The sequence below is a fragment of the Micrococcus luteus genome, from assembly GCF_014138885.1.
Taxonomy (GTDB): Bacteria; Actinomycetota; Actinomycetes; order Actinomycetales; family Micrococcaceae; genus Micrococcus; species Micrococcus luteus.
Genome location: NZ_JACJIK010000001.1, coordinates 1,899,097 through 1,925,034, shown reverse-complemented (window position 1 = coordinate 1,925,034; position 25,938 = coordinate 1,899,097). Strand labels below are relative to the sequence as shown.

Here is a 25,938-nt window from a genome sequence, read left to right as displayed (position 1 = left end):
AGCGGCCCCGCCGTCGTCGGGCCCCTGAGTCAGGCGAACAGGGCGTCGCCCACGAACCCGCCCTCGGCGCAGCCGGGCGGGATCGCGAAGACCGCCGAGCCGACGGGCACGGTCCACAGGTTCAGGTGGTCCGACTCCGCGAGCCGGGCCTGGACGGGGACGAACTGTCGGTCCACGTCCGCCTGGTAGGCGGCGAAGATCAGGCCCGAGCCCGCCTCCAGCGCCCCGCGCGGGTCGTCGTAGTTGTAGCCGCGACGCAGCATCCCGTACTCGGGCTCCTCCCCGCGGGCCCGTCGCAGGTGCGCGATGTCCGAGATGACCGGGAAGCCCGTGGGGCCGACGGCGTCGAAGTCCGGCTCATCGTGCTCCTGCTCCCCCGTGAGGGGGGCGCCGGTGCCGAGGCGACGGCCGATGACCTTCTCCTTGGCCGGGCGGTCGAGCTCGTCCCACGTGTCCATGAGCATCTCGATGCGCCGGATCACCACGGACGTGCCGTCCGCGATCCACGGGGTGACGCCCACCTGCTCCGCGCCCACGCCCCACACCACGCGGTCGAGGTGCGGGGTGCCCGCCGCCGGGTTGCCGGTGCCGTCCACCTGCCCGAAGAGGTTGCGCATCGTGGTGCCGGTGGGGTGGGCGCCGCGGGCGGAGCGGAAGCCCTCCTGCACCCAGCGCTCGGTGGCGAACGGCCGGGCTGCCTTGAGGAGCATGCGCCGGGCGTGGGCCACGGACATCCGGTCGTCGCCGCAGATCTGCAGCAGCAGGTCGCCGTCGCTGAACGCGGGGTCCAGGCGGTCGATCTGCTCGAACGCCGGCAGCGGGCGCAGCCAGGCCGGGGCCCGGTCCGGGGCCACGCGGCGGACGAGCTCCGGGCCGAAGCCGAACGTCACGGTGAGCCGCGCGGGGGCGGCGGCGAGCTCCGGCTCGGTGTCGGCGATCGTGGCGCGGCCCTGGGTCAGGCGCGCCGCGTCGTCGGTGAGCAGGCGCAGCATCCGCTCGATGCGCACCCGGTCCGCGTCCTCGCGCAGGTCGAGGGCGAGGAAGACGGCGTGGGCCTGGGCGGGGGTGTCGACGCCGGCCTGGCGCGGCCCGTGGAACGGCACGGTGTCCGTGCCCACGGGCGAGCTGACGGCCACCCGGGCGGCCTGGCCGCCGGGCTCGGCCCAGCCGGCCCGGCCGACGTCGCCCTCGATGCCGGTATCGCCCATGACCTCGGACGGCGAGGCCCCCGCCCCGGGCGCGGCGGACGCGCCCGAGGCGGTGAAGGCCGACGCGTGGCCGGCGCCGTAACCGAGTGCCGTGCCCAGCAGGCCGCCGCCCACCGCGCCCGCCCCGAGGAGCAGGCCGCGGCGGGAGGGGCCCCCCGGGGCCGGACGGGCGCCCTCGCGCCCGTCCGGCCCGTGGTGGTCGTCCGGCCGGACGGCGGGGTCAGTGGTCGGCATGGTCCTCCGATTCGTGGGACTCGCCGCCGTGGTACGACTCGTTGGCGCCGGTGAAGGGCCGGACCACGGAGGTGACCTCGAGGGTGGAGCCGTCCTCCAGCTCGAGGTCGTAGGTCACGTCCTCACCCGGCTCGATCGGGTCGGTCAGGCCCATGAACATCACGTGGTTGCCGCCCGGGGCGAGCTCGAGGCTCCCGCCCGCGGGCACGGTGAAGCCGTCGGGGCTCTCCTGCATCACCATCTGGCCGTCCTCACCGGAGACCATCTCGTGGAGCTCGACCGTCTCGCCCAGCTCCGAGCGGACGCCGACGATGTGCAGGTCCTGGTCCGAGGGGTTCTCGAGCATGCCGAAGGAACCGGTCATGCCCTCCTCGGTGGCCTTCGTCCAGGGGTCGGTGATCGTGAGGCCGGCGGCCTGGCCGTCCGCGGTGGACGCGGCCGGCGAGGCATCCGAGGCCGGGGCGGCGTCCGTGGCCGGCGCGACGCTCGAGGCGTCCGACGCGCTCGGGGCGGAGCCGGCGTCGTCTCCGGCGCAGGCCGTCAGGCCGAGGGCGGCGACGGCGAGCACGGCGGCGGCGCCGAGGCGGCGAGGGGCGCGGGGGGAGGTGGTGGTCACGTCTGTGGGGTTCCTTGTCAGGCGGGCGCTCGACGACGCGCGGGGCGTCCGGGCGCGCGAGGGCGGGGCCGGTCCCCTCAGGGGGCCGGCCGGGGATCAGAGGTCAGCGGCCGTCGTCGAGGTGGCCGAGCGCGCGGGCGCGGCGGCCCATCAGGAGGAAGGCGACCACGAGCACGGCCAGGCCGGCGATGCCGGCGACCCACACCCAGGCGGGCAGCGCGTCGGAGTCCGCGGGCTGCGCGGCATCGGAGGCGTCCGCCTGCGCGGTCGCCTCGGCCGAGGCGGCGTCGCCCTGACCTGCCGTGGCCTCCGGGGAGGCGGCGATCGAGGCCCCGGCGACGGCGGAGCCGCAGCCCTGGGGCGCGGTGCCGGCGGCCGGTGCGGCCGGGTCGTCCACCGCGAAGTCGAACGAGCGCTCCTCGGAGTGCCCGTCCGAGTAGACGACGCGGTAGGCGACCTCGTAGTCGCCGTTGGGCAGCCCCTCGCACAGCGGCGCGGAGAAGGTGGGGCCGTCCACGGTGCCGGCGGCGGACTGCCACTGGTTGCCGTCGGCGTCGCGGACCTGCAAGAGGTTCTGGATGCCCTCGCCGTCGATCAAGTCGCCGCTGAAGGTCAGCGAGACCTCCGACGGCGCCGTCGTGACGGTCTCGTCGACGGCGGGGGCGGTGCGGATGAGCTCGTCGTGCGCGGCCGCGGGGGCGGCCCCGGCGACGACGAGGGCGGGCAGCAGGGCGAGTCCGGCGGCGGCGCGAGCGGCGCGGCGGACAGGGGTGGTCTGGTGATGCATGGTGGTGTCCTCACGGGTCTGCCGCGGTCCCGGACGGGAGTCGCGGGCGGACCGTTCCGAAGGGTCGTCGGGCGCGGTCGGGCCTCGAGACGCGGACGGAGCCGGCGTCCTCAGGCCGCGAGGGCGAACGGCGGGCCGCGCCGCCCCGGAGAGCTGAGGAGGGCGAGGGACGTCGCCGGACGGCGCGCCGGCGGGACGGGGACCCGGACGCGGGCCGGCGTCGGCAGGGGGCCGTGCGCGGCCGGCGGCGGGCAGACGGCGGCCACCACGCGTTCGGCGATGGTGAGCACGAGGGCCTCACCGCGCCGCAGCACCAGCACGGTGAGGACCGCGGCGATCACGTGGGCCGCGAGCATGCGCAGGTCGGTCAGGTGGCCGGCGGGGGCGCCGGACAGGGCCTCCCCCGGTGCCACGAGGGCCCCGGCGCCGGGATGGGCGTGGCCGAGGTGGGCCGGGTCGACGCCGGCGACCGGCGCCACGGCGTGTCCGCCGGCGGCGAGCCCGTAGAGCACGTGGAACAGCCCCTGGGCGATCGCGACGGCGGCGGCGGTGCGCCACAGCGAGAGGGCGCGGCCCGCCAGGGCGGTGCAGAGCGGGGCGGCGAGGACGGCCGCGAAGGCGACCACGCCGACCTCGGGGAACCCGTGACCGGGCTCGGCGGCGGTGTGGAACAGCGCGGCCAGGGCGGTCATCGCCAGGGCCCCGGCCCAGCCCCGGACCAGACGGGCCGGCCCACGCACGACGCGCGGAGGGGCGTCCTCGAGGCCGGACGGGGCCCACGGAGCGGCGGCGACGGCGCTGCGCATGCCACGACTCCTCTCCGCACGGCCCCGGCCCACGTCGGCCGGACGATCGTCCGCCCATCCTACGCGCCCGCAGACGACGACGGGCGCCCCACCCGAGGGTGGGACGCCCGTCCCGCGGCGTGCGGCGTGGGTCCGGGGACCCGCACCGCGACCGGAATCACTCGGAGGCGGCGGCCTTGAGCTTGGAGCCGGCGGTCACCTTCACGGAGTGGCCGGCCGGGATGGTGATCTCCTCGCCGGTGCGCGGGTTGCGGCCGGTGCGCTCCTTGCGCTCGGTGCGCTCCACGGCCAGCCAGCCCGGGATCGAGACCTTCTCGCCCTTCTTGACCTGGGCGGTGAACACCTCGAAGAGGGCGTCCAGCACATCGCTGACGGCGGCCTGGGTGTTGCCGGAGCGCTCGGCGACGGCGGCGACGAGTTCCTTGCGGTTCATGGCCATGGGTCCTCCCTATGGGACGTCGGTTACGGTTCCCGGGCCGTTCGGACCGGGCTGCCAGTTGTGAACGTACCACCTCTCCGCGGGCGAATCGCCCCCTGAACCGCGAGAATCCGCGATTTCCCGTGACCCGGGCGGCCCTGATCCCCGAGGCACGACGACGGCGGCGCCCCTCCTGAGGAGGGACGCCGCCGTCGCGGTGGTGCCGAGCGCCCGGAGACCGGGCCTCAGGTCACCAGGAGGACTTGGTCACGCCGGGCAGCTCGCCACGGTGCGCCATGTCGCGGAAGCGCACGCGGGAGATGCCGAAGCGCTGGAAGGTGCCGCGGGGGCGACCGTCGATGGCGTCGCGGTTGCGCACGCGGACCGGGGAGGCGTCGCGGGGCAGCTTCTGCAGGCCCAGGCGGGCGGCCTCGCGGGCCTCGTCCGACGCGTTCGGGTCCACGAGGGTCTTGCGCAGCTCGAGACGCTTCTCGGCGTAACGGGCCACGATGGCCTTGCGCTGCTCGTTCTTGGCGATCTTGGACTTCTTGGCCATCTCAGCGCTCCTCTCGGAAGTCGACGTGCTTGCGGACCACCGGGTCGTACTTCTTCAGGGTGATGCGGTCCGGGTTGTTCCGGCGGTTCTTGCGGGTCACGTAGGTGAACCCGGTGCCGGCGGTGGACTTCAGCTTGATGATCGGACGAACGTCCTTGTCCTTGGCCATGTCAGAGCTTCACTCCCTTCGCGATCAGGTCCGCCACGACGGCGTCGATCCCGCGCACGTCGATGGTCTTGATGCCCTTGGCGGACAGCGTCAGCGTGACGTTGCGGCGCAGGGAGGGGACCCAGTAGGTCTTCTTCTGGATGTTCGGGTCGAACCGGCGCTTGGTGCGACGGTGCGAGTGGGAGATGCTGTGGCCGAATCCCGGCCCAGCCCCGGTTACCTGGCAGTGAGCTGCCATGATCACTCCTCGTGGCAAGTAGTAGTAAAAGGACGGGCGGAACCCGCATGGCGGCGAGCCGCGGACCTGTCCGCGGACACCTGTTGTGAGCCCCGCCCCGGGTGTGGACACCGCACTCTTACTGCGACTTCTCGAAAAGGGGGACCAGGCTGGGTGAGAGCCAACCGAAGTTCCTTATGGATCGCTGGTGTGGACGGTGAGCCCCGGTCCGCCCTGAGGGCGTCCCGGGATCCGGTCTGCGGGAGCGCGTTGCTTTTCCGACCCGCCGTCCGCCCGGTCACCTGACCGATGGAACGACGAGAACAACGCGGCGTGCGCCGTGCCATCTTACGCGAACCATGGGCGTCGCTTCAACTCGACGGGGGGCGCCTGTGGTATGCGCACGGTCCTCGGCCCCCAGGACCGCTCCGCGCGCCACGGCGCGGCCACGCGCGCTGGGCCGGCCCACCCCTCCGGCGCGGATCAGGCGACCGACGCCCCCAGCAGCGAGCCCACCGCGAAGGTCAGGCCGAGCGCCAGAGCGCCGCCGAGGACGACGCGCACGGCCGCCCGCAGCGCGGGCGCGTCGCCGAGCCGGGCCCCGACCCAGCCGGTGACGGCGAGGGCCACGAGGGTGACGGCGAACGTGAACGGGACACGGAGGCCCACCGGCGCCAGGACGACCGTCAGGAAGGGCAGCAGCGCGCCCACGAGGAACGCGAGGAAGGACGCTCCGGCGGCGGCCCACGGACTGACGACGTCCTCCTCCGCCATGCCCAGCTCCATGCGCAGATGGGCGGCGAGCGCGCCCTTCTCGGTGAGCTCCCGCGCGGCGGCCTCGGCCGTGGCCCGACTCAGGCCGTCCGCCTCGTAGAGCTGCACGAGCTCCTCCAGCTCGCCCTCGGGATCCTCCTCGAGCTCGCGGCGCTCCTTGGCGATCAGCGACTTCTGCGAGTCGGAGGACGAGGAGACGGACACGTACTCGCCCAGCGCCATGGAGAAGGCGCCGCCGACCACCGCGGCGGCGCCGGCCAGCAGGATCGGGGTGAGCGCCGTCGTCGCGCCGGCGACACCGACGACGGTGGCCGCGACGGACACGATGCCGTCGTTGGCGCCGAGCACGCCCGCCCGGAGCCAGTTGAGGCGGGCATGCACGCCGCCGGCGGCGTGCGGTTCGTCGGGACCGCCCGGCGGGACCTGATCGGTCAGGGGCGAGGACTGTTCAGACGTGTGCGACATGTCTCCATGCTCGCGGCGCGGGGCGGGACGCGCCAGGCAGGTGAGGCGGTCCTTCGGACGGGGACGCCAGGACACCCGGTCTCGCTGTTGCCAGGATTGTTCAACAACAGCTACCGTCTCCCCAGCGCCTCGTGACGCCCGTCACCTCGCCTGGCGCCCTCGACGAAGGTGACCACCGTGTCCCACGCAGACATCCCCCACGCCGGACCGGACGGCTCGACCCCCTCGGGCACCGCGCCGAAGACCGACTCCCGCGCCGCGAGCGCCACCCGGCGCACCGCACTGCTCGGCGCCATGTTCCTCATGGCCACCTCGGCCATCGGCCCCGGCTTCATCACGCAGACCGCCACGTTCACCGTCCGGATGGGCGCCGCGTTCGCGTTCGCCATCCTGGTCTCGATCCTCATCGACATCGCCGTCCAGATGAACGTGTGGCGCGTCATCGGCGTCTCCGGCATGCGCGCCCAGGAGCTGGCGAACCGCGTCCTGCCCGGCCTCGGCTGGGTCCTCGCCGCGCTCGTGTTCCTCGGCGGCATGGTCTTCAACATCGGCAACATCGCCGGCACCGGCCTCGGCGCGAACGCCATGCTCGGCGTCGACCCCCTGATCGGCGGCGGCGTCTCCGCGCTCATCGCGCTGCTGATCTTCCTCTCCAAGCGCGCCGGCGTGGCCCTGGACCGGATCGTGGTGGCGCTCGGCGCCGTCATGATCCTGCTGATGCTGTACGTGGCCATCACCTCCGCCCCGCCCGTGGGCGAGGCCCTGCGCCAGTCCGTGATGCCGGAGGAGGTCGACTTCTTCGTGATCGTCACCCTCGTGGGCGGCACCATCGGCGGCTACATCACCTACGCGGGCGCCCACCGCATGATCGACTCCGGAGTGAAGGGCGTGGACGACGTCCAGGACATCACCCGCAGCTCCGTGGCCTCGATCCTCGTGACCGGCCTGATGCGCGCCCTCCTGTTCCTGGCGATCCTCGGCGTCGTCGCCTCGGGCGCGGTGCTGTCCAAGGACAACCTGGCCGCCTCCGCCTTCCAGGCCGCCGCCGGCGACATCGGCCTGCGCATGTTCGGCATCGTCCTGTGGGCCGCCGCCGTCACCTCCGTGATCGGCGCGTCGTACACCTCGATCAGCTTCGTCACCCGCTCCACCACCAGCGCCCGCACCCGCAACCTGCTGACGGTCGCCTTCATCGTGGTCTGCACCGCCCTCTACCTGGCGCTGCGCCAGGCACCGCAGACGCTGCTCGTGTTCGCCGGCGCGTTCAACGGCATGATCCTGCCGGTCGGCTTCGCCGCCCTCCTCTACGTGGCCTGGCGCCGCCGCGACCTGCTGCACGGCTACCGCTACCCCGGGTGGCTGCTCGTGATCGGCGCGCTCGCGTGGATCGTCTCCGTGTTCATCGCGGTGCGCGGGTTCATCCCCATGGTCGAGATGATCACCGGTGCCTGAGATGACCACGACGACGCCGCTGCCGCCGCTGGACGGCGCCACGACCCCCGCGCAGGCCCGCGAGCGCTTCCGCGCGGGGCTCGTGCGGCCGACCTCGGGGATCGCCGACGGCTACGCGCAGGCGAACCTCGTCTCGATCCCGCAGGACCACGCCTACGACGTCCTGCTCTTCGCCCAGCGCAACCCCCAGGCCCTGCCGCTGCTCGGCGTGTTCGAGGCCGGCGAGGTCAACGGCCCCGCACTGGACGGCGACGTCCGCACGGACGTGCCGCAGTACGTGGTGTACCGCGACGGCGTCGAGACGGACCGCCCCACGGATCTGCTCGACGTGTGGCGGGACGACCTCGTGACGTTCGTGATCGGCTGCTCGTTCACCTTCGAGTCCGCCCTGGTGGCCGAGGGCATCCGGATGGCCCACCAGGACGCCGGCGTGAACGTGCCGATGTACCGCACCACGCGGCGCTGCGCCTCGGCGGGCCGCCTCTCGGGCCCGCTCGTGGTCTCGATGCGCCCCCTCCCCGCCGACCGCGTGGCCGACGCCGTGCGCATCACCTCCCGCTACCCCGCGGTGCACGGCGCGCCCGTGCACGTGGGCGACCCGGCCGGCCTCGGGATCACGGACCTGTCGGCACCGGACTTCGGCGACGCCGTCGAGGTCCCGCAGGGCCACCTGCCCGTGTTCTGGGCGTGCGGGGTGACGCCGCAGGCGGCGATCATGGAGTCCCGCCCGCCGCTGGCCATCACCCACGCTCCCGGGCACATGCTCATCACGGACCTGCCGGACCGGATGTTCCAGGTCCCGTGACCGTCCGGGCCCGGGGAGGCGGTCAGTCCCCCGCGGCGGCGAGGTGCGCCAGGACGAACTGCTCCGCCTCGTCCAGGTAGTCGCCGAACATGGCGTGCACCGCGGGCAGGTCGCCGGCCAGCAGCCGCTCCACGATCCACCGGTTGCGGTCCGCGAACAGCACGTGCAGGCGCGTCTGCTCGTCCATGGGGTGGAACGCCAGGCGCACGCGGGCCTGCACCGACGCCATGAGCCGCGTGAGCTCGGGGGCGCCGGCCAGGTCCACGATGCCGACGTGGACGCGATGGTTGGCGTCGCCCAGGACCCGCGCGGGGGTGTCCGGGCCGCCCGAGAGCAGGTCCTGGGCACAGCGCAGCTGGCGCGCCGCGCCGGGGGTGAGCTCACCGTGCTCGAGGGCGCCGAGCTGGATCACCCGACGCGTGCGGTACAGCCCACGCACGTCCTCCGGACCCGGCGCCGTCACGAACACCCCGCGGTGCGGCCGTCGCTCCACGAGGCCCTCCGAGGCCAGCATGGTGAACGCCTCGCGCAAGCTGTTGCGGCTGACCTGGAGCTCGGCGGCCAGCGCCACCTCTCCCAGTCGCTCCCCCGGCACGAGCCCGGCCGCCGCGATCCGCTGCCGCAGCTGTGCGGCCGCGGCCACGGGAGCCGGAGCCGGGGCGGACTCGCCGCCGCCGGCGCCGGGCGCGAGGCCTTCCCCGGTGACACCGCCGCGCGCCGGCACCCTCACGCCCCCAGCCGGGCGATCGCCTGGCCGCGCGTCACCGAGGCCGGGGTCTCGGCCACGAGGAGCTGGATCCGGCCCGCACGAGGGGCACGGATCGGCGTCTCCATCTTCATCGCCTCGACGATCGCGACCGTGTCACCCTCGGCCACCTCGGCGCCGTCTTCGACCTTCCACGAGGCCAGGGTGCCGGTGACCGGCGAGGCCACGGCGCCGTCGTCGTCGGGCTTCCCGGCGCCGGCAGCGCCGGCCGGGGCCGCGGCACCCGCGCCGCCGCCTCCGAGGAGGGCCGCGTAGAGATCGGCGGGCAGGCCCAGTCGCACGGCGCGGCCGTCCAGCTCGACGGTGACGGCAGTCCGGCCGCCGGCGGGCACCTCGGCGCCCAGGTAGGGGGACTCGGCCAGCGGCTCGGCGAACTCGGACTCGATCCACGTGGTGTAGACGCCGAGGCGGTCCCCCGAGGTGAAGGCGTCCTGCTCGAGCACGGCGCGGTGGAACGGCACCACGGTGGGCACGCCGTCGATTCGCAGCTCGGCCAGGGCGTCGCGGGCGCGGGCGACGGCCTGGGCGCGGTCCTCGCCCCACACGATGAGCTTGGCGAGCAGGGAGTCGTACTCGCCCGGCACCACGGAGCCGGTGCGGACGCCCGAGTCCATGCGGACCCCGGGGCCGGTGGGGGCCTCGAACGCGTCGATCGGGCCGGGCACGGGCAGGAAGCCGTACGCCGGGTCCTCGGCGTTGAGGCGGAACTCGAGGGCGTGGCCGCGCGGCGTCGGGTCCTCGGGGATGCTCAGCGGCTCGCCGGCGGCGACGCGGAACTGCTCGCGCACCAGGTCCACGCCGAAGACCTCCTCGGTGACCGGATGCTCCACCTGCAGGCGGGTGTTCACCTCCAGGAAGCTGATGAGGCCGTCCGGGGCCACGAGGTACTCGACCGTGCCGGCCCCGGTGTACCCGGCGGCGCGGCAGATCTCGCGGGCGGAGGTGTGGATGCGCTCGCGCTGCTCGTCCGTGAGGAACGGCGCCGGGGCCTCCTCCACGAGCTTCTGGTTGCGACGCTGCAGGGAGCAGTCGCGGGTGCCGAGCACGGCCACGTGGCCGTGCTCGTCGGCGAGGACCTGGGCCTCCACGTGGCGGGGGCGGTCCAGGAAGCGCTCCACGAAGCACTCGCCGCGGCCGAACGCGGCGACGGCCTCGCGGACGGTCGCCTCGAACGCGTCCTCGACGTCGCCGAGCTCGCGCACCACGCGGATGCCGCGGCCGCCGCCGCCGAAGGCCGCCTTGATGGCGATCGGCAGGCCGTGCTCCTCGGCGAACGTGCGCGCGGCGGCGGCGTCCGGCACGGGGCCGTCCGAGCCCGGCACGAGCGGGGCACCCGCCTGCTGGGCGAGGGAGCGGGCGGTGATCTTGTCGCCGAGGGCGCGGATGGCGTCCGGCGACGGGCCGATCCAGGTCATCCCGGCGTCGATCACGGCCTGCGCGAAGTCGGCGTTCTCGGAGAGGAAGCCGTAGCCCGGGTGCACGGCGTCGGCGCCGGCGCGGCGGGCGACGTCGAGGACCGCGTCGATCGTCAGGTAGGTGTCCGCCGAGGACGCGCCCGGCAGGTGGAAGGCCTCGTCCGCGACGGCCACGTGCAGGGCGTCGGCGTCCGGATCCGAGTAGACGGCGATCGAGGCGATGCCGTGGTCGCGGGCGGCGCGGGCCACGCGCACGGCGATCTCGCCGCGGTTGGCGATGAGCACCCGCGTGACGGGGCGGGCGGCGGGGGTGGTGGTCATGCGGGGGCCTCCTCGGAGGGCGATGCGGAGTCGACGACGGTCTCGGCGCCGGGGCGGGGATGGGGGACGAAGCGGACGCGGGCGCCCGGCGGCAGCTGGGCCGCCAGGCTGAGGTCCGCGCGGGCCACGACGCCGATCACCGGGTAGCCGCCGGTGACCGGATGGTCGGAGAGGAACAGGACGGGCTCACCCGAGGGCGGCACCTGCAGCGCGCCGCGCACGGCGCCCTCGGACTTCAGCTCGCCCTCGCGCACGCGCTCGAGCGGCGCGCCGCCGTCGGGGGCCGTGAGGCGCACGCCGATCCGGTCGGTCTGCTGGCTCACGTCCCAGTCCTGCGTGAACAGGCGCTCCAGGCCCGCCTCCCCGAACCAGTCGTCGCGGGGGCCGGGGACCACGCGCAGCACGGCCACCTGGCCGGGCGCGGGCATGGGGCGCAGCGCGGTCTCCGGGTCCCCCACCATCACGACGCCGGCCTCCTCCGGGGCGGGGGTGCCGGCGGCGGTCAGGCGCGCGGCGGAGGCACCGGCGGCACCCCTCGCGTCCGGGTCGACGCGACGGGCGAGGCGGTCCCCCGCCGCCAGCGGGACGGGGCCGAGCCCGGACAGGGTGTCGGTCGAACGGCTGCCGAGCACGGGCGGCACGTCGAGCCCGCCCCGGAGGCCCACGTACACGCGCAGGCCGCCGACCGGCTCGTCCACCGTCAGCGTCTGGCCGTCCAGCACGACGAACGGGGTGCGAGCGGGCACCCGGCGCGTGGCGCCGTCGGCCGCGGTGATCGTCCCGCCGGCCTCGGCGCCGGCCAGGGCCATCACCTGGTGGCCGTGCGCGGTGAGGGTGAGGCCGCCCAGGGCGGTCTCCAGCACCGCCTCGCGTGAGCGGTTGCCCACGAGCCGGTTCGCCTGGCGCGCCGCGTCCCGATCGGCCGCGCCGGACACGACGACGCCGAGGTCGCCCAGGCCCGGGCGGCCCAGGTCCTGGACCAGGGTCAGGAGCCCCGGGTCCACGACGGTGACGCCGCGGCGGCCGGCCACGGACGGGAGGCCGGCCGCGGCGTCGGCGGGCGGGGTGGCGTCGACCGCCGCGTCCGTGCCGGAGGTGACGGACGCCGTCGGGCGCACGGGGACGTAGCGGACACGGTCGCCGGGCTGCAGCAGGGCGGGCTGCTCGCGGCCGAGGTCCCACAGGGCCGCGGTGGTGTGCCCCAGCAGCTGCCAGCCGCCGGGCGAGGTGCGCGGGTAGACGGCAGAGAAGGCCCCGGCGACGGCGACGGCGCCCGCGGGGACGGCCGTGCGGGGCGAGCTGCGGCGGGGCGCCTCGAACGGGGCCGCCTCGGAGGCGCAGTACATGAACCCCGGCGCGAAGCCGCCGAACGCGGCGAACCAGTCGGCCTCGCTATGGGCCCGGATGACGCCGTCGACGCCGAGCCCGGTGAGCCGGCCGACCTCGGCGAGGTCCTCACCGTCGTAGACCACGGGGATCTCGACGACGCGGCCCCCCGTCAGCTCACCGGCGTCGGGGGTGAGAGTGCTGACCCGCGGTGCGGCGTGCTCGGCGGCGGCCTGCGAGGTGAAGGTCACCAGGACGGTCGCGGCGGCGGCCATGACCTGGCGCTGGCCGCGCTCCGGGTGGGCCGTGAGGTGGGCGTGGACGGCCATGACGTCCTCGAGCGAGGCGCACTCGACGAGGAAGCCCTGGGTGCCGACCCAGCGGATCGGGCGGGCCGGCGGCTCGGCGGCGGGGTGATGTGGGGCGCTCATGCGAAGGCCTTGATGGCCACGCCCGCGCCCTCGAGCGCGCGGCGCACGGCCGCGGCCATGGCCACGGCGCCGGGCGTGTCGCCGTGCAGGCAGATGCTCTCGGCGTCGACGCGCACGTCCGTGCCGTCCACCGCCGCGACGACGCCCTCGGTTGCCAGGCGCACCATGCGGGCGGCGACGTCGTCCTCGTCGTGGAGGACCGCGCCGGGCTCGCGGCGGGAGACGAGCGTGCCGTCCGGGTTGTAGCCGCGGTCCGCGAAGGCCTCGGCGACGCCGCGCAGCCCCGCGGCGGCCGCCTTGTCCAGGGCGACGGAGCCGGGCAGGAGCAGCAGCGGGAGGTCGGAGCCGAACGCCTTGACGCCGTCGACGACGGCCTGGGCGTGCGCCTCGTGACGGACGATCGTGTTGTAGAGGGCGCCGTGCGGCTTCACGTAGCGGACCTGGCCGCCGGCCGCGCGGGCGAGCGCGTCGAGGGCGCCGATCTGGTAGAGGACGTCATCGGCCAGCTCGGTGGGCGTGCAGTCCAGGAAGCGGCGGCCGAATCCGGCGAGGTCGCGGTAGCCCACGTGCGCGCCGATCGTGACGCCGGCGGCGACCGCGTCACGGCAGGTCTGGGCGATCCCCGAGGGATCGCCCGCGTGGAAGCCGCACGCGACGTTGGCGGAGGAGACGGAGGGCATGATGGCGGCGTCGTCCCCCATCGTCCACGAGCCGAAGGACTCGCCGACGTCGGAGTTCAGGTCGATCTGCGGCGCGTGAGACACGGTGCAGTCCTCTCGGATCGGGCCCGGCTGAGGTGCCGGTCACACAATCTTGAGGCATGAAGGATGATTGTTCAACAATCCCCGGCGCGCCCTTCTGACGCTCACCCGGTCCACTCGGCAACGCGGGTTGAGTTATCGCGGGTGTTCAGCCGCGCCACCCGCGACAACTCAACCCGCGTTGCGGACCGGGCCGGGCTGAGCAACGTCAGCGCGGCGTGTGCTCCGGGTCCACGCGCTCGCCCTCGCGCACGGGCCCGGGTGCGGTGCCGCCGCCCCACGGGTCCCCGCCGAACGCCTCACGCCCGTGCTCGCTCAGCCAGCTCGCCAGCTCCGGGCCCGCGGGCACGATGCCCGTCGGGTTGATGTCCTCGTGCACCACGTAGTAGTGCTCCTTGATCTGCACGAAGTCGATCGTGTCGCCGAAGCCCGGGGTCTGGAACAGGTCGCGCGCGTAGCCCCACAGCGCCGGCATCTCGGTCAGCTTGTTCCGGTTGCACTTGAAGTGCCCGTGGTACACGGGGTCGAACCGCACGAGCGTGGTGAACAGCCGCACGTCGGCCTCGGTGATCCGCTCCCCCATCAGGAAACGGCGCGTCGACAGGCGCTCCTCGAGCCAGTCCATCGCGGCCCACAGCCGCTCGTACGCGGCGTCGTACGCCTCCTGCGAGCCCGCGAAGCCGCACCGGTACACGCCGTTGTTCACCTCGGTGAACACGCGCTCGATCACCTCGAACATCTCGTCCCGCTCCGGCCCGGCGTCGGGGATCAGCTGCGGGGCGCCGTCGCGGTGGAACGCGGTCCACTCCGTCGAGAGGTCGAGGGTGATCTGCGGGTAGTCGTTGGTCACGACGCCGCCCGTCGGCACGTCCACGATCGCCGGCACCGTGATGCCCCGCGGGTAGTCCGGGAACCGCGTGAAGTAGTTCTCCTGGAGCCGCTCGGTGCCCAGCACGGGGTCCTTCCCGCCCTCGTCGAGGTCGAAGGTCCAGGACCGCTCGTCGTGGGTCGGCCCCGGGGTGCCCAGCGAGATCGCGTCCTCCAGGCCGAGCAGGCGCCGCACGATGATCGTCCGGTTCGCCCACGGGCACGCCCGCGCCGCCACGAGCCGGTAGCGGCCCGCCTCGACGGGCCACGCCTCGGCCCCCTCGGTGAGCCCGCCGCCCACGCGGCCGACCGTGGACGGCTCGGCCACGGGCAGGGCCCGCACGGCCTCCGGATCCGCCACGATCCGGTCCGCGATGTAGTTCGTGTCCCGCGTGAACTCCGCCCCGGACTGCACGTAGTTGCCCGTGAACCCCTCGCGCGTGTCGATGGTGCCGCGGTCCGCGGCCTGGCCGGTCTGCTGGTTCTCCATACACTCGAGCCTATGACGACGACCACCGCCACGCCCGGCCCCACGCCCGCCCCGCTGGTGCGCTGCGTGACCGCCCAGAACCCCTCCCCGATGACCCTCGCGGGCACCAACACGTACGTGGTCGCCGCACCGGACTCGGACGCGGCCGTCGTGGTGGACCCGGGTCCGGAGGACGACGTCGCCGCCCACCTCGAGCGCGTCCGTGCGGCGGCCGAGGGGCGCCGGATCGCGCTCATCCTGGTGACGCACCGGCACGCCGACCACACCGGCGGGGTGGACGCCTTCCACGCGGCCACGGGCGCCCCCGTGCGCGCCGCGGACCCGGACTGGTGCCGCGGCGGGGCCGCCGTCCTGACGCCGGACGAACGGATCGACGCCGCCGGCACCCCGATGCTGGCGTGGCACACCCCGGGCCACACCTCGGACTCCTACTCGTTCGCCGTCCCGGACGCGGGCGCGCACGGCGCGGTCATCACGGGCGACACCATCCTCGGCTCGGGCACCACCATGCTCGACCACCCGGACGGCACCCTCACCGACTACCTGGCCAGCCTGCGCCGCCTCGAGGCGGCGGGCCCGCTCACGGTGCTGCCCGCGCACGGGCCCGTGCCGGAGCCGCTCGACGTCGTCGCCCGCGACTACCGGCACCACCGCGAGGGCCGCCTGGAGCAGATCCGCGCCGCCCTGGCCGCGCTGCCCGAGACCGAGGCGGCGACGATCACACCCGAGGACCTGGCCCCGCGCATCTACCCCGGCCTCACCGGCACCGTGGCCCGCGTGGCCGTCCAGACGGTGGCCGCGCACCTGCGCCACCTGCGCGAGGACTGAGCCCCTCCGCCGCGGGCCCGGTCCGCACTACGCTGACCTCAGACCCGTCCCCTCGACCCCGCGGAGGCACCCCATGACCATCCTCGTCGGCTACGCCCCCTCGAAGGCCGCGGACGCCGCTCTGGACACCGCCCTGGACATCGCCCGCTCCACCGGCGAGCACGTGGTGGTGGTCAATGCGGGCCCCGGCGGCGAGCACCGCACCAAGTCCCTCGTCACGGAGGAGCAGCAGCGCGGGGTGCAGGCCCGGTTGGACGCCTCCGACGTGACGGCCGAGTTCCGTCAGTACGCGCGCGGCCGGTCCACGGTGGAGGAGATGAAGGACGTGGCCGCGGAGCTGGACCCGTCCATCGTGGTCATCGGCGTGCGCCGCCGCGGCGGCTTCGGCCGGTTCGTCATGGGATCGGTCTCGGACGAGCTGCTGCAGGAGATCGATCAGCCGGTGCTGTGCGTGAAGGAGTACCGGCAGTACGGGGACCACACGCCCGAGGCCGTGAGCCACGTCGCCGAGACGGACCCGGCCGCCCACGGCCTGCCCGCGTCCGAGCCGATGGCAGAGCGGCGTCGGCTCACACCCGTCGATTCCGGGGACCCGACGCTCGAGCGCTGAGCGCTCCCGCCGGGCCTCAGTCCTCGTCGTCCTGACGGCGGCGCGTGACGGCGTCGTCGAGGGGGCCGTCCGCGTGGGAGCCGGCGCCGCTGCGCCGCCCGGCCTCGTCCGCCGCCGCGGCCTCCGCCGCCTGCTTGGCCTGCTGGGCGCGCCGCTCGGCGAACGCCTCCTCGCCCGGGCCGGCGAGTTCGCGGTTGCGCTGCACCGCCGTCATCGAGCCGGTGTACAGGCCGGAGTGGTCGCCCACGCGGGTCAGCGGTGTGGTGAGGGTGTGCGGGCGCGGATCGGCGCCGTCGACGCGCGGCAGCGGCGCGGTGCGCGGGCGCGGCTCGCGGGCCGCCACCCCGGAGCCGTCCGGGCCCGGATCACCCGTCCGGTCGCCACCGCGGGCCCCCGCATCGGATCCCTCGGAGGCGGGCGCCGCGTCGTCGTGGGCGGGGTGCCGGACCACCATGCGCTGCACCACGATGCCCTCGGGGTGCTCGTGGCGCAGGAAGGCCACGAGGTCCTCGCGCACGAGGCAGCGCAGGTCCCAGAGGTCGCCGGAGTTGCGGGCGGAGACCACGGCGCGGATGCGCACGATGCCGCCGGTCGCGTCGGTCACCTGCAGCGCGTGCTCGCGTCCGTCCCACAGGTCCGTGGACTCGAGCAGCTGGGTGAGTCGTGCGCGCAGCGCGTCCATGGGCACGCGCCAGTCCACGTCCAGCTCCACGACGCCGGAGACCTCGGAGCCCACCCGCGTCCAGTTCTCGAACGGCTGGGTGGTGAAGTGCGAGGACGGGTAGACCATGCGGCGACCGTCCCAGAGCTTGAGCACCACGTTGGACAGGGTGATCTCCTCGACGGTGCCGAACACGCCCTCCATGTCCACCACGTCGCCCACCCGGATCGCGTCTGTGAAGGCGAGCTGGAAGCCGGCGAACACGTTGGTCAGCGTGGACTGCACGGCCAGGCCGGCGATCACGGAGATCACACCGGCGGAGGCGAGCAGGCCGGCCCCGAGCGAGCGCACCTCGGGCACCCCCAGCAGGACCACGGCGACGGCCACCACCACGATCACCGCGTTGAGGATGCGCCGGATCAGGATGGTCTGCGTGCGGATGCGTCGCTCGCGGCGGTGCTCGACGCCGGTCTCCTGGTAGCGGCCGAGGATCCCCGCCTCGATCACGCCGACCAGGCGCCACGCGGCCCATGCGCCCGCGGCGGCCACGGCGATGAGCATCAGGAACGACGCCGGCCGGTACCAGGTCTGCTCCTCGGCCATGACCCCGAGCCAGATCCGGGAGGCCAGCAGGCCGGCGGCGACGGCGGCCGGCAGGCTCAGCCGCGCGGCGCCGTGCTGGAACGCGGGGCGGCGCACGAGCACGACGCGTGCCACCTGCAGGGCCAGGTACACGACCGCCGCGCCGATGGCGAACGCCATCAGCACGGTCAGCAGCGTCCCCCATTCCACGCCGAAGGCCCGGGTGGTGGCGGCCGCCCCGTCCTGGATGTCCCCCTCCACCCCGGACGGCACGGTCTCGCCCGCCAGGAGGCGGTCCAGGGCGGTCAGCAGGGGCGGGGTCGCGAGGGCGGGCAGCGCGGGGAAGACCATGACGACAGTCTGACACCCACCCCCGGACGCACCCCGGAGAAGAGCACAATGGAGCCTGACCGTCCGCGCGGTCCGGGCCCGGCCGTCGTCGCGCCCCGTCCCGCCGGCCCGCCGCCGCCCCCCCCCCTGGAGGAATCCGTGCTCTCCGTCACCGACCTGCGCCCGCTCGACACCGCCACCGCGGACCTGTCCCGCATCATCCCGCGGGCGAACGTGGACGTGTCCTCCGTGGTGCCGGTGATCGCCCCGATCATCGAGCAGGTCCGCCACGGCGGCGAGCAGACCCTGCTGGACCTGGCCGAGCGGTTCGACGGTGTCCGCCCGCCGGCCCTGCGCGTGCCCGCGGAGGCGCTCGAGGCCGCCCTGGCCGGGCTCGACCCGCGGGTGCGCGCCGCCCTGGAGGAGTCGATCCGCCGGGCCCGGCTCGTGCACGACGCCCAGCACCCCCAGGACTCCACGGTCGAGCTCGGCGAGGGCGCCGTCGTGGAGAACCACTGGACCCCCGTGGGCCGCGTGGGCCTGTACGTGCCCGGCGGCCGCGCCGTGTACCCCTCCTCGGTGGTGATGAACGTGGTGCCCGCGCAGGCCGCCGGCGTGGGGAGCCTCGCGGTGACCTCACCCCCGCAGCGGGACCACGGCGGCCTGCCCCACCCCACCGTGCTCGCCGCGTGCGCGCTGCTGGGCGTGGACGAGGTCTACGCGGCCGGCGGCGCCCAGGCCGTGGCCATGCTGGCGCACGGCGTCCAGGACGACGACGGCGGGTGGCTCTGCGCGCCCGTCGACCTGGTGACGGGGCCCGGCAACGTGTACGTGGCCGCCGCGAAGCGCGCCCTGCAGGGCGTGATCGGCGTGGACGCCGAGGCCGGGCCGAGCGAGATCGCCGTGATCGCGGACGGCACCGCCCGCGCCGACTGGGTGGCCGCGGACCTGATCAGCCAGTCCGAGCACGACCCGCTGGCCGCCTCCGTGCTCATCACGGACTCCGAGGACCTGCTCCGGGACGTGCTGGCGGCGATCGAGGCGCAGGTGCCCGGGGCGTTCCACGAGGACCAGATCCGCGAGGCCCTCACCGGCCCCCAGTCCGGCGTGCTGCTGGTGCGGGACATGGACCAGGCCGTGGAGGTCTCCGACCGCTACGCCACCGAGCACCTCGAGATCCAGACGCGCGACCCCGAGGCCCTCGTGGGGCGCATCCGCAACGCCGGCGCCGTGTTCGTGGGCCCGCACGCCCCCGTGCCGCTGGGCGACTACTCGGCCGGGTCCAACCACGTGCTCCCCACCTCGGGGACGGCCCGGCACTCCTCCGGTCTGAACACCGTGACGTTCCTGCGCCTGCAGCAGCGCATCCGCTACACGGAGACCGGGCTCAAGGAGGTCGCGGACGGGATCGGCGTGCTGGCCGAGGACGAGCGCCTGCCCGCGCACGGCGCCGCGATCCGCGCCCGCTTCGCGTGAGGGGGCGGGCGTGAGCGGCGTCCGCATCGACGCGTGGCTGTGGGCCGTGCGGCTGTACAAGACCCGGTCCGCGGCCACGGCGGCCGTGCGCGCAGGCCACGTGCGCATCGACGGCGAGCCCGTGAAGGCGGCGACGCCCGTCGTCGTCGGGAACCGGGTGCGGGTGCGCCAGGACGGACGCGAGCGGATCCTCGAGGTCACGGGGCTGATCGCCAAGCGGGTGGGTGCCCCCGTGGCCCGGCAGCAGTACGTGGACCACTCCCCGCCGCCCGTGCCGCGTGAGCTGCTCGCGGTGCCGTACCGCGAGCGCGGCGCGGGCCGGCCCACCAAACGGGACCGCCGGCAGCTGGACGCGCTGCGCGGCCGCGACCGACGCTGAGCGACTCAGTCCTCCCCGCGCCGTCATCCGCCGTCGTGATGGCAGCCTCATGCGGAGGGTGCGGTCAGCACCATCCGGAACGGCTTGTCGTTGTCCACCGTGGCGGTGAACGTCATCGGCCCCGCCTCATCCACGGGGGGAGTCGCCGCCGACCAGCCGCCGCACAGCGCCTCCGACCCGGCCATCCAGGTCTTCGTTCCCCCGCCACCCCGTGAGGTCAGGATCTCCGTCTCACCGGTGCCATCCGAAGGACACAGCACGATGACCCGAAGGACCGCACCCTGTTGGGCGTCCACGGTGATCTGCTGTGTGCCCGTCCCGACCGCCTCCTCCAGGACGGACCCCTTCAGGACGGACTCCTTCTCCGGGTCGAGATAGTCCGCATCCGGATGCCGGCGCGTGTACTCGACCAACGTCATCCCGTCCTCCTCGAACAGCGCGGCGGGGAGTGCTTCTTCACCGGCGGGTGACGACGCGGACGAACCGGTGGCGGAGGCCGACCGGGTTGCCGAGGGGGCCGCTGACGTCACGGTGACGGAGAACGCCGCAGCGGTGGATGCCTTCGCGGTGGAGGAGACGCTGCCCGGGGAAGCGGAGCATCCCGAGATGGCGATACCGAGGAGAGCCGCGACGACCACGGCGGCCGACAATGCCGCACGCTTCTTCTCGATGTCCATCCGCATGATCCGATCCCTCTCAGAGAACCGACTGCGGGGCCGCGGGCTGCGGTCTCGAGCCCCCCTCTCGAGTGGCTTGATCCTGGCTGGCGATGCGCGGTGTGTCAAGCATCACATCGGGCAGCTCGGATGACGCCGCGCGACCGCGGCGCTTTGACCGCCCCACGGACCCCTCCGTAGGCTGGTGCCCAGAATCACGAGTTCCCGTCATTCACGGCCCTGGCCGGCGGGACGGCAACCCTCTCACGCAGTAGTGGGGTGCTCCAGGTGATGATTCGGCCCCTCGGACACCCCGACGGGCAAGTACCGCGCCTCCGCGGATCCGGGCGATCCGCGTTCCCGCCGTCTGCGGAGCCGCGTCAGTCATCGGAAGAGGACGCGCGCCATGACCCTGACCCACGAACCCCACACCGCCGCGTGGGACACCGACCTGTCCCTCGGCAACCTCCGCTCCGGCCTCTCGGCCTTCCCCACCGGGGTCGTCGCGCTGGCAGGCCTCGCCGACGGCGTCCCCGAGGTGATGGTCTCCTCCTCCTTCGGCGTGGGCATCTCCTGGGAGCCGGCCCTCGTGTCCTTCTCCGCGCAGAACAGCTCCCGCACCTGGCCGCGCCTGCGCCGGGCCGGGGCGATCGGCGTCTCCCTGCTGGCGGCGGACCAGACGCCGCTGTGCCGTCAGCTGGCCTCCCGCGAGGGCGACCGCTTCGCCGGTCTGGACGTGCACCGCAGCCCGCACGACGCCCTGCTGATCGGGGGCTCCTCGCTCTGGCTCGAGACGCGGGTGCACGCCGAGGTCCCGGCGGGCGACCACACGGTGGTGCTGCTCGAGGTGACGGCCTTCGCGGATCACACGGACGCCGCTCCCCCGGCCGCCCTGCACCGCAATCTCTTCCACGGCCTGCGCGCGCTCTGAGCGAACTCTAGGTGAACAATCGGGCCCCTGGTTCCCGGTCGGCGAGATCCGTGCAATGATGGAGCCTGAAGTTGATCAAGCTGTATCCCGCCATCTTCACTGCTCGTCAGCCCGGCATCGCCGGCGTCGATGAGTGTTGGGCAAGCGGTTCAGTCTCGCCGCTTCACCCGCGTCCCACATCCGGGCCGCGGTCCAACACCGCCACCGCACCGCGGGGGCACATCGAAAGGACACCATCATGGCTGTCGGTACTGTCAAGTGGTTCAACGCTGAGAAGGGCTACGGCTTCATCGCCCCCGAGGACAACTCCGCGGACGTGTTCGTGCACTTCTCCGCCATCCAGGGCGGGGGCTTCAAGGAGCTCCAGGAGAACGACCGCGTCGAGTTCGAGACCCAGGACGGCCCCAAGGGCCTCCAGGCCGCCAACGTGACGAAGCTCTGATCTTCGCCTGACGCACGGCTTCCGACGCCCCCGGTCCGCACGGACCGGGGGCGTCGTCGTGTGCGCTTCCGCACGCCCCGCCGCGCACTGCGCCGCACTCCGCCGTACGCCCGTTCGACCGCGGCGCTGCGACACCACCGCAGGGCTGCACTGCGGTGATGTCGCTGAGGCGCGGTCCTCCGGGGTGGGCCTCGTCCTGGCCCTGCGCGTCAGGCCGCGCCCCGCCGACCCACGTGGCGACGCAACAGCAGCACCACGCCCAGGGCCAGCAGATACCCGGCCGCGACGACCGCGAAGCCGGCCCGGTAGTCGCCCGTGACGTCGCGCAGCACGCCCATCAGCAGCGGGCCCAGGGCGAAACCGGCGTACATGCCCATCGAGTTCGCCCCGGTCGCTCGGCCCAGCCGCTCGGCCGGCACCTCACTCAGCAGACCCGCGTTGATCACCACGTTGGCGCCCAGCACCGTCAGTCCGTGCACCGCGGCGCCCACCCACAGCAGGACCGGCAGATCCAGCAGGTCCGCTGCGAGGAACACCACGACGCCGGCCACGGCACCCAGGCAGATCACGGTCAGCAGGGTGGTGGGCCGGTCTCCGGAGCTCATCCGCCGGCTCCACCCGATCCGGGAGAGAACCCCCACCACCCCGGACACGGCCGCCGCGGCACCGCCGGCCACGAGCGTCATCCCCAGCGTCTCGACCGCGAACAGCGGCAGGTACGTGTTCGTGGCCTGCATGCCCAGGCCGGTGAGGAACGCGATCGCCGCGAAGAACCAGACCGTGGCCGGCAGGGGCGAGGTGTCCCGCCGTCGTCGTCCGCCGACGGGGCCGGTGGCCGGCGGCGGCGCCCCGGGCAGCGGCGGGGCGGCGACCAGCGCGAGCACCCAGAGCGCCCCGATGAGCACCGCGGCCCCCAGCGCGGCGCCCGTCCAGCCGAGGGCGAGGGACGCGGCCGGGAAGAACAGGCCGCCGACCAGCTGGGCCGCCTGCACGCCGGACTGCTTCACCCCGACCCACCCGATGCGCCTCTCCGGCGGCACCACGGTCCGGATGATCCGGTTCGTGGTGGGGTTGGAGATGGCCTGCGTGACGCCCGCGACGGCGGCCGCCGCGTACAGCACGGGCAGGGACGGGGCGACGGCGCCGAGCACGAGCGCCGCGGCGGTGCCGCCGAAGATGATGCTCAGCTGTGCGCGGGCGGACAGGCGGTCGGCGGCCCGGCCGAGGCCGAGCGAGGTGACGGCGGCCGCCGCGAACACGACCGTCATCACGGTGCCGAGCTGGCCCGAGGTGACGTCGAGCCGCTCCATCACGACCGTGGAGGAGGCGGAGACGCCGTAGTTGAACAGGGGCCCGGCGCCCATGGCCGCCAGCAGCACCCACAGCAGGGCCGTGGAGGGGCGGCGAGCGGCGGGGGCGGGCGGGGTCACGGCCCCAGGCTACGACCCCTCACGCGACGAGGCGGGAAATCCATCTCATGGGCGCCCGGGGGCGTCGTGTGAGGTGGATTTCCCGCCTCGAAAGGGGCGGGGGTGACTGCGGGGGTGGGTCAGCCGACGCGGCCCTCGCCGCGGTGCTCGCCCTCGACGCGGCCGGTGGTCCCCCGCTGGGTGACCTCCTCGCCGTCCTGGCGCTCGGGCCGCTCGCCGGCCTCCGCCGGCAGGCCCTCGTTCTCGTCGGTGGGCGTCTCGCCGGCGGTGGCGGCGGGTGCCGGATCCTGCGGGGCCCGACGACGGCCGCCGTGCGAGGACAGCGACTCACCCTCACCCAGCGAGCTGACGCGCGGCATCGGCGACGTGGTCAGCGGCACGGACTCGGTCCGCCGGGCGTCGACCAGCGTGGAGCCCGTCCCGGAGACGGGCGAGCCCTGCACTGGGGCGCCGGCCGCCTCGCGGCCCGGGATCAGCAGCTCGGAGCGCCACTGGGGGTCGCGCTCGGTGAGGTAGTCCACGCGGGCGTGCTCGCCGAAGTGGTCCGCGTCCGCCTCCTCCCAGTCCATGGCCCAGCCGGCGGGCGGGTCGTTGAGCAGCTCGTCCGTGCGCAGCCAATGGTAGATGGACGCGTACGAGCGGGTGCTCAGGTGGTCCACGCGGCGGCGCAGCATGCGGGTGTTCAGCTGGGACGGATGCGTCAGACCCATGGACGCCATGATCTGCACGGCCTCGCGCACGGTCAGGCGGTGGTAGTTGAAGACGCGGTTGCCCTTGTCCTCCACGTCGATGGCGCGCATCAGACGCGGGTCCTGCGTGGCCACCCCCACGGGGCACTCGTTCGTGTGGCACTTCTGCGCCTGGATGCACCCGGTGGCCATCATCATCGCGCGGGCGGACATGGTGAAGTCCGCGCCCTGGATCAGACGCTTGACGATGTCCGAACCGGTGGCGACCTTGCCGGCCGCGCCGAGCTTGATCATGTGGCGCAGGCCGGTGCCCACGAGCGCGTTGTGCACGAGCATGAGGCCCTCGGTCAGCGGGGTGCCCACGCGGTCCGAGTACTCGAGCGGGGCGGCGCCGGTGCCGCCCTCGGAGCCGTCCACGATGATGAAGTCGGGGGCGATCCGCTCCTCCCAGATGGCCTTGGTCATGGCCAGCACGTCCACGCGGGAGCCCACGCAGAACTTGATGCCGATCGGCTTGCCGTCCGAGAGCTCACGGAGCTGCTCGATGAACCTGACCATCTCGCGCGGGGTGCGGAACGCGGAGTGGGACGCCGGGGACAGGCAGTCCTTGTCCATCGGGATCTCACGGGCCTCGGCGATCTCGGGGGAGATCTTCTCCTTGGGCAGCATGCCGCCCAGGCCGGGCTTCGCGCCCTGGGAGATCTTGATGGTGATGCCCTTGACCTCGGGCAGCAGCGCCTTCTCGGCGAACTTCTCCGGGCTGAAGGTGCCGTCCTCGTTGCGGCAGCCGAAGTAGCCGGAGCCGATCTCCCAGAACAGGTCCGCGCCGTTGCCGCGGTGGTACTTGGTGAGGCCGCCCTCGCCGGTCTCGTGGATGAACCCGCCCAGGCCGGCGCCCTTGTTCATGGCAATCACGGCGTTGGCGGAGAGGGAGCCGAAGGACATGGACGAGATGTTCATCAGCGAGATGTCCACGGGCCGGCGGCAGTCCGGGCCGCCGATCCGCACCGTGGGGGGCTCCTCCGGCGGGTTGACCGGGGCGGTGGAGTGCAACAGGAACTCGTAGCCGATCTCCGAGGTGTCCCGCTCGGTGCCGAACGCCTTGTGGCTGTCCAGTCCCTTCGCACGGGCGTAGACGATCGAGCGGGTGTCCCGGTCGAACGGCTTGCCGTCGAAGTTGCGCTCGATGAAGTACTGCTGGATCTCGGGGCGGATCGACTCCAGCAGGTACCGCATGTGGCCGAGCACGGGGTAGTTGCGGAGGATCGCGTGCCGCTTCTGGGTCATGTCCCACACGGCGAGCACGAGCAGCGCCACCAGGAGCACCGCCAGCACCCACCACGCGCCGCCGCCGATGGCGGCCACCAGCACGACGACGAGCGCGGCCAGCGAGAGGGTCGCGACGATCAGGAGTCTGTTGTTCACCCGACCATCGTGCCCCATATCACTCGAACGTTCATCCTCGCCGCACTGTATCGAGGTCCCACGTGTGGGGCAGGGGCGTCCGGGCCGACGGCAGGGCCACGCTGCGCCGCCACTCGTGCAGCCACTCCGGCAGCGTCGGCTCCCCCGCGAGGTCGTGGCCGGCCGCCGCCGCGATCGCCCGGACCTCGTCGTTCTCCACGGGGCGGCCGTCCTTCGTGCGCAGGCGCGTGCAGATGTACGCGCGCACCGCGACGTCGCCGTCGACCACGACGCGCTGCTCGAACCACACTGCGCGCTCATCCAGGCCGATCATCCGCGTCTCCACGTCGAACCGCTGCCCCAGGGTCACCGAGCGGCGGAACGCGATCTGCTCGGCCTGCACCACAGGCGTCCAGCCGCGACGGCGGATCTCGTCCCACAGGCCGGTGCGGACCATCGCGTCGAAGCGGCCGAGGTCGAACAGCCCGAAGTACTGGCCGTTGTTGACGTGCAGGGCCATGTCCACGTCCGTGGGCAGGGCGCGCATCGGCAGCGTCGTCGGCTCCCAGAGTCCGGCGCGCGGGCGGCGACGCGCGCGGGCGACGACCCAGATCGTGCGGGGGATCAGATGCATCG

27 protein-coding genes and 1 riboswitch are annotated in these 25,938 nt (G+C 74.1%); of the genes, 8 read left to right on the top strand and 19 right to left on the bottom strand.

Going from position 1 to position 25,938, the window contains the following annotated elements; genetic code table 11:
• Window positions 1–29 precede the first annotated feature (29 nt).
• The 9 genes from HDA34_RS08910 to HDA34_RS08870 all read right to left on the bottom strand — a co-directional run bounded on the left by HDA34_RS08910 (window position 30) and on the right by HDA34_RS08870 (window position 6,250).
• A complete protein-coding gene (locus HDA34_RS08910; RefSeq protein ID WP_134377240.1) occupies window positions 30–1,442 on the bottom strand; it encodes a Dyp-type peroxidase in 1,413 nt (470 codons plus the stop codon).
• On the bottom strand, window positions 1,429–2,058 hold the full coding sequence (locus tag HDA34_RS08905; protein ID WP_134377239.1) for a copper chaperone PCu(A)C: 630 nt from the start codon (window positions 2,056–2,058) through the stop codon (window positions 1,429–1,431). The genes HDA34_RS08910 and HDA34_RS08905 overlap by 14 nt, the downstream gene beginning before the upstream one ends.
• Before the next feature lie 103 nt (window positions 2,059–2,161).
• Window positions 2,162–2,845 carry a copper resistance CopC family protein gene (locus tag HDA34_RS08900; RefSeq protein WP_134377238.1) on the bottom strand — a complete coding sequence of 228 codons (684 nt, stop codon included), beginning with the start codon at window positions 2,843–2,845 and terminating at the stop codon, window positions 2,162–2,164.
• Window positions 2,846–2,955: 110 nt separating this feature from the next.
• A complete protein-coding gene (locus HDA34_RS08895) occupies window positions 2,956–3,651 on the bottom strand; it encodes a hypothetical protein (RefSeq protein WP_134377237.1) in 696 nt (231 codons plus the stop codon).
• A gap of 157 nt (window positions 3,652–3,808) precedes the next feature.
• A complete protein-coding gene (locus tag HDA34_RS08890) occupies window positions 3,809–4,090 on the bottom strand; it encodes an HU family DNA-binding protein (protein WP_002858339.1) in 282 nt (93 codons plus the stop codon).
• Between the two features lie 229 nt (window positions 4,091–4,319).
• Window positions 4,320–4,625, bottom strand: coding sequence for a 30S ribosomal protein S14 (gene rpsN / locus HDA34_RS08885; RefSeq protein WP_002858338.1), 306 nt, complete (start codon window positions 4,623–4,625; stop codon window positions 4,320–4,322).
• Window position 4,626: 1 nt separating this feature from the next.
• Window positions 4,627–4,794 (bottom strand): 50S ribosomal protein L33, encoded by a 168-nt coding sequence (gene rpmG / locus HDA34_RS08880; RefSeq protein ID WP_002858336.1) that lies wholly within the window; start codon window positions 4,792–4,794, stop codon window positions 4,627–4,629.
• Between the two features lies 1 nt (window position 4,795).
• Window positions 4,796–5,032 (bottom strand): 50S ribosomal protein L28, encoded by a 237-nt coding sequence (gene rpmB / locus HDA34_RS08875; protein WP_002858335.1) that lies wholly within the window; start codon window positions 5,030–5,032, stop codon window positions 4,796–4,798.
• Window positions 5,033–5,494: 462 nt separating this feature from the next.
• A complete protein-coding gene (locus HDA34_RS08870) occupies window positions 5,495–6,250 on the bottom strand; it encodes a VIT1/CCC1 transporter family protein (RefSeq protein ID WP_134377236.1) in 756 nt (251 codons plus the stop codon).
• A 168-nt stretch (window positions 6,251–6,418) separates the two neighbouring features.
• On the opposite strand from HDA34_RS08870, the gene HDA34_RS08865 reads away from it, so the two are divergent.
• Window positions 6,419–7,702 (top strand): NRAMP family divalent metal transporter, encoded by a 1,284-nt coding sequence (locus HDA34_RS08865; protein ID WP_041104497.1) that lies wholly within the window; start codon window positions 6,419–6,421, stop codon window positions 7,700–7,702.
• Window positions 7,695–8,507, top strand: coding sequence for a putative hydro-lyase (locus tag HDA34_RS08860; RefSeq protein WP_036339768.1), 813 nt, complete (start codon window positions 7,695–7,697; stop codon window positions 8,505–8,507). The genes HDA34_RS08865 and HDA34_RS08860 overlap by 8 nt, the downstream gene beginning before the upstream one ends.
• Window positions 8,508–8,529: 22 nt before the next feature.
• Here HDA34_RS08860 and HDA34_RS08855 read toward each other — a convergent pair whose 3' ends face one another.
• From HDA34_RS08855 to HDA34_RS08835, 5 genes are all read right to left on the bottom strand, one after another.
• Complete coding sequence (locus HDA34_RS08855) at window positions 8,530–9,237, bottom strand: GntR family transcriptional regulator (protein WP_134377235.1); 708 nt, start codon at window positions 9,235–9,237, stop codon at window positions 8,530–8,532.
• Window positions 9,234–11,009, bottom strand: a complete 1,776-nt coding sequence (locus HDA34_RS08850; protein WP_134377234.1) for an acetyl/propionyl/methylcrotonyl-CoA carboxylase subunit alpha — start codon at window positions 11,007–11,009, stop codon at window positions 9,234–9,236. Before HDA34_RS08850 ends, HDA34_RS08855 begins: the two co-directional genes overlap by 4 nt.
• Window positions 11,006–12,766 (bottom strand): 5-oxoprolinase subunit B/C family protein, encoded by a 1,761-nt coding sequence (locus HDA34_RS08845; protein ID WP_134377233.1) that lies wholly within the window; start codon window positions 12,764–12,766, stop codon window positions 11,006–11,008. Before HDA34_RS08845 ends, HDA34_RS08850 begins: the two co-directional genes overlap by 4 nt.
• Window positions 12,763–13,530, bottom strand: a complete 768-nt coding sequence (locus HDA34_RS08840; protein WP_036338774.1) for a LamB/YcsF family protein — start codon at window positions 13,528–13,530, stop codon at window positions 12,763–12,765. Before HDA34_RS08840 ends, HDA34_RS08845 begins: the two co-directional genes overlap by 4 nt.
• Window positions 13,531–13,735: 205 nt before the next feature.
• A complete protein-coding gene (locus tag HDA34_RS08835; protein WP_134377232.1) occupies window positions 13,736–14,884 on the bottom strand; it encodes a glutathione S-transferase family protein in 1,149 nt (382 codons plus the stop codon).
• Window positions 14,885–14,896: 12 nt separating this feature from the next.
• On the opposite strand from HDA34_RS08835, the gene HDA34_RS08830 reads away from it, so the two are divergent.
• Window positions 14,897–15,712 (top strand): MBL fold metallo-hydrolase, encoded by an 816-nt coding sequence (locus tag HDA34_RS08830; RefSeq protein ID WP_078025505.1) that lies wholly within the window; start codon window positions 14,897–14,899, stop codon window positions 15,710–15,712.
• Window positions 15,713–15,785: 73 nt separating this feature from the next.
• Window positions 15,786–16,322 carry a universal stress protein gene (locus HDA34_RS08825; protein ID WP_134377231.1) on the top strand — a complete coding sequence of 179 codons (537 nt, stop codon included), beginning with the start codon at window positions 15,786–15,788 and terminating at the stop codon, window positions 16,320–16,322.
• 16 nt (window positions 16,323–16,338) lie between these two features.
• On the opposite strand, the gene HDA34_RS08820 is transcribed toward HDA34_RS08825, so the two are convergent.
• The gene (locus HDA34_RS08820; protein ID WP_233437080.1) at window positions 16,339–17,916 is read right to left on the bottom strand and encodes a mechanosensitive ion channel family protein; all 1,578 of its coding nucleotides are present in this window, start codon (window positions 17,914–17,916) and stop codon (window positions 16,339–16,341) included.
• Window positions 17,917–18,054: 138 nt separating this feature from the next.
• Between HDA34_RS08820 and hisD the strand changes: the two genes are divergently transcribed.
• Window positions 18,055–19,371 carry a histidinol dehydrogenase gene (gene hisD / locus HDA34_RS08815; protein ID WP_134377230.1) on the top strand — a complete coding sequence of 439 codons (1,317 nt, stop codon included), beginning with the start codon at window positions 18,055–18,057 and terminating at the stop codon, window positions 19,369–19,371.
• Between the two features lie 10 nt (window positions 19,372–19,381).
• Window positions 19,382–19,750, top strand: a complete 369-nt coding sequence (locus HDA34_RS08810) for an Hsp15 family ribosome-associated heat shock protein (RefSeq protein ID WP_002855797.1) — start codon at window positions 19,382–19,384, stop codon at window positions 19,748–19,750.
• 47 nt (window positions 19,751–19,797) lie between these two features.
• Here the strand turns inward: HDA34_RS08810 and HDA34_RS12050 are convergent, their stop codons facing one another.
• Entirely contained in the window at window positions 19,798–20,427 is a 630-nt protein-coding gene (locus HDA34_RS12050) for a hypothetical protein (protein ID WP_233437079.1), read from the bottom strand.
• Window positions 20,428–20,619: 192 nt separating this feature from the next.
• Window positions 20,620–20,739: riboswitch (SAM riboswitch) on the top strand.
• A gap of 73 nt (window positions 20,740–20,812) precedes the next feature.
• Here HDA34_RS12050 and HDA34_RS08800 point away from each other — a divergent pair.
• Both HDA34_RS08800 and HDA34_RS08795 read left to right on the top strand, forming a co-directional pair.
• On the top strand, window positions 20,813–21,337 hold the full coding sequence (locus HDA34_RS08800; protein ID WP_036316175.1) for a flavin reductase family protein: 525 nt from the start codon (window positions 20,813–20,815) through the stop codon (window positions 21,335–21,337).
• Between the two features lie 238 nt (window positions 21,338–21,575).
• A complete protein-coding gene (locus HDA34_RS08795; RefSeq protein ID WP_020628179.1) occupies window positions 21,576–21,779 on the top strand; it encodes a cold-shock protein in 204 nt (67 codons plus the stop codon).
• 209 nt (window positions 21,780–21,988) lie between these two features.
• Here the strand turns inward: HDA34_RS08795 and HDA34_RS08790 are convergent, their stop codons facing one another.
• The 3 genes from HDA34_RS08790 to HDA34_RS08780 all read right to left on the bottom strand — a co-directional run bounded on the left by HDA34_RS08790 (window position 21,989) and on the right by HDA34_RS08780 (window position 25,936).
• Window positions 21,989–23,209: an MFS transporter gene (locus HDA34_RS08790; protein WP_134377228.1), complete on the bottom strand. Its 1,221-nt coding sequence runs from the start codon at window positions 23,207–23,209 to the stop codon at window positions 21,989–21,991.
• Window positions 23,210–23,328: 119 nt separating this feature from the next.
• On the bottom strand, window positions 23,329–25,341 hold the full coding sequence (locus HDA34_RS08785) for an FMN-binding glutamate synthase family protein (protein ID WP_041102661.1): 2,013 nt from the start codon (window positions 25,339–25,341) through the stop codon (window positions 23,329–23,331).
• 13 nt (window positions 25,342–25,354) lie between these two features.
• Window positions 25,355–25,936, bottom strand: a complete 582-nt coding sequence (locus tag HDA34_RS08780; RefSeq protein ID WP_036338752.1) for an acyl-CoA thioesterase — start codon at window positions 25,934–25,936, stop codon at window positions 25,355–25,357.
• Between the last annotated feature and the right edge of the window lie 2 nt (window positions 25,937–25,938).

Coding starts and splice junctions, on each gene's coding strand:
- HDA34_RS08910 (WP_134377240.1), bottom strand. CDS start 1,442: ATGCCGACCACTGACCCCGCCGTCCGGCCGGACGACCACCACGGGCCG.
- HDA34_RS08900 (WP_134377238.1), bottom strand. CDS start 2,845: ATGCATCACCAGACCACCCCTGTCCGCCGCGCCGCTCGCGCCGCCGCC.
- HDA34_RS08895 (WP_134377237.1), bottom strand. CDS start 3,651: ATGCGCAGCGCCGTCGCCGCCGCTCCGTGGGCCCCGTCCGGCCTCGAG.
- HDA34_RS08890 (WP_002858339.1), bottom strand. CDS start 4,090: ATGGCCATGAACCGCAAGGAACTCGTCGCCGCCGTCGCCGAGCGCTCC.
- rpsN (WP_002858338.1), bottom strand. CDS start 4,625: ATGGCCAAGAAGTCCAAGATCGCCAAGAACGAGCAGCGCAAGGCCATC.
- rpmG (WP_002858336.1), bottom strand. CDS start 4,794: ATGGCCAAGGACAAGGACGTTCGTCCGATCATCAAGCTGAAGTCCACC.
- rpmB (WP_002858335.1), bottom strand. CDS start 5,032: ATGGCAGCTCACTGCCAGGTAACCGGGGCTGGGCCGGGATTCGGCCAC.
- HDA34_RS08870 (WP_134377236.1), bottom strand. CDS start 6,250: ATGTCGCACACGTCTGAACAGTCCTCGCCCCTGACCGATCAGGTCCCG.
- HDA34_RS08850 (WP_134377234.1), bottom strand. CDS start 11,009: ATGACCACCACCCCCGCCGCCCGCCCCGTCACGCGGGTGCTCATCGCC.
- HDA34_RS08845 (WP_134377233.1), bottom strand. CDS start 12,766: ATGAGCGCCCCACATCACCCCGCCGCCGAGCCGCCGGCCCGCCCGATC.
- HDA34_RS08835 (WP_134377232.1), bottom strand. CDS start 14,884: ATGGAGAACCAGCAGACCGGCCAGGCCGCGGACCGCGGCACCATCGAC.
- HDA34_RS08830 (WP_078025505.1), top strand. CDS start 14,897: ATGACGACGACCACCGCCACGCCCGGCCCCACGCCCGCCCCGCTGGTG.
- HDA34_RS08825 (WP_134377231.1), top strand. CDS start 15,786: ATGACCATCCTCGTCGGCTACGCCCCCTCGAAGGCCGCGGACGCCGCT.
- HDA34_RS08820 (WP_233437080.1), bottom strand. CDS start 17,916: ATGGTCTTCCCCGCGCTGCCCGCCCTCGCGACCCCGCCCCTGCTGACC.
- HDA34_RS12050 (WP_233437079.1), bottom strand. CDS start 20,427: ATGGACATCGAGAAGAAGCGTGCGGCATTGTCGGCCGCCGTGGTCGTC.
- HDA34_RS08800 (WP_036316175.1), top strand. CDS start 20,813: ATGACCCTGACCCACGAACCCCACACCGCCGCGTGGGACACCGACCTG.
- HDA34_RS08795 (WP_020628179.1), top strand. CDS start 21,576: ATGGCTGTCGGTACTGTCAAGTGGTTCAACGCTGAGAAGGGCTACGGC.
- HDA34_RS08785 (WP_041102661.1), bottom strand. CDS start 25,341: ATGGGGCACGATGGTCGGGTGAACAACAGACTCCTGATCGTCGCGACC.
- HDA34_RS08780 (WP_036338752.1), bottom strand. CDS start 25,936: ATGCATCTGATCCCCCGCACGATCTGGGTCGTCGCCCGCGCGCGTCGC.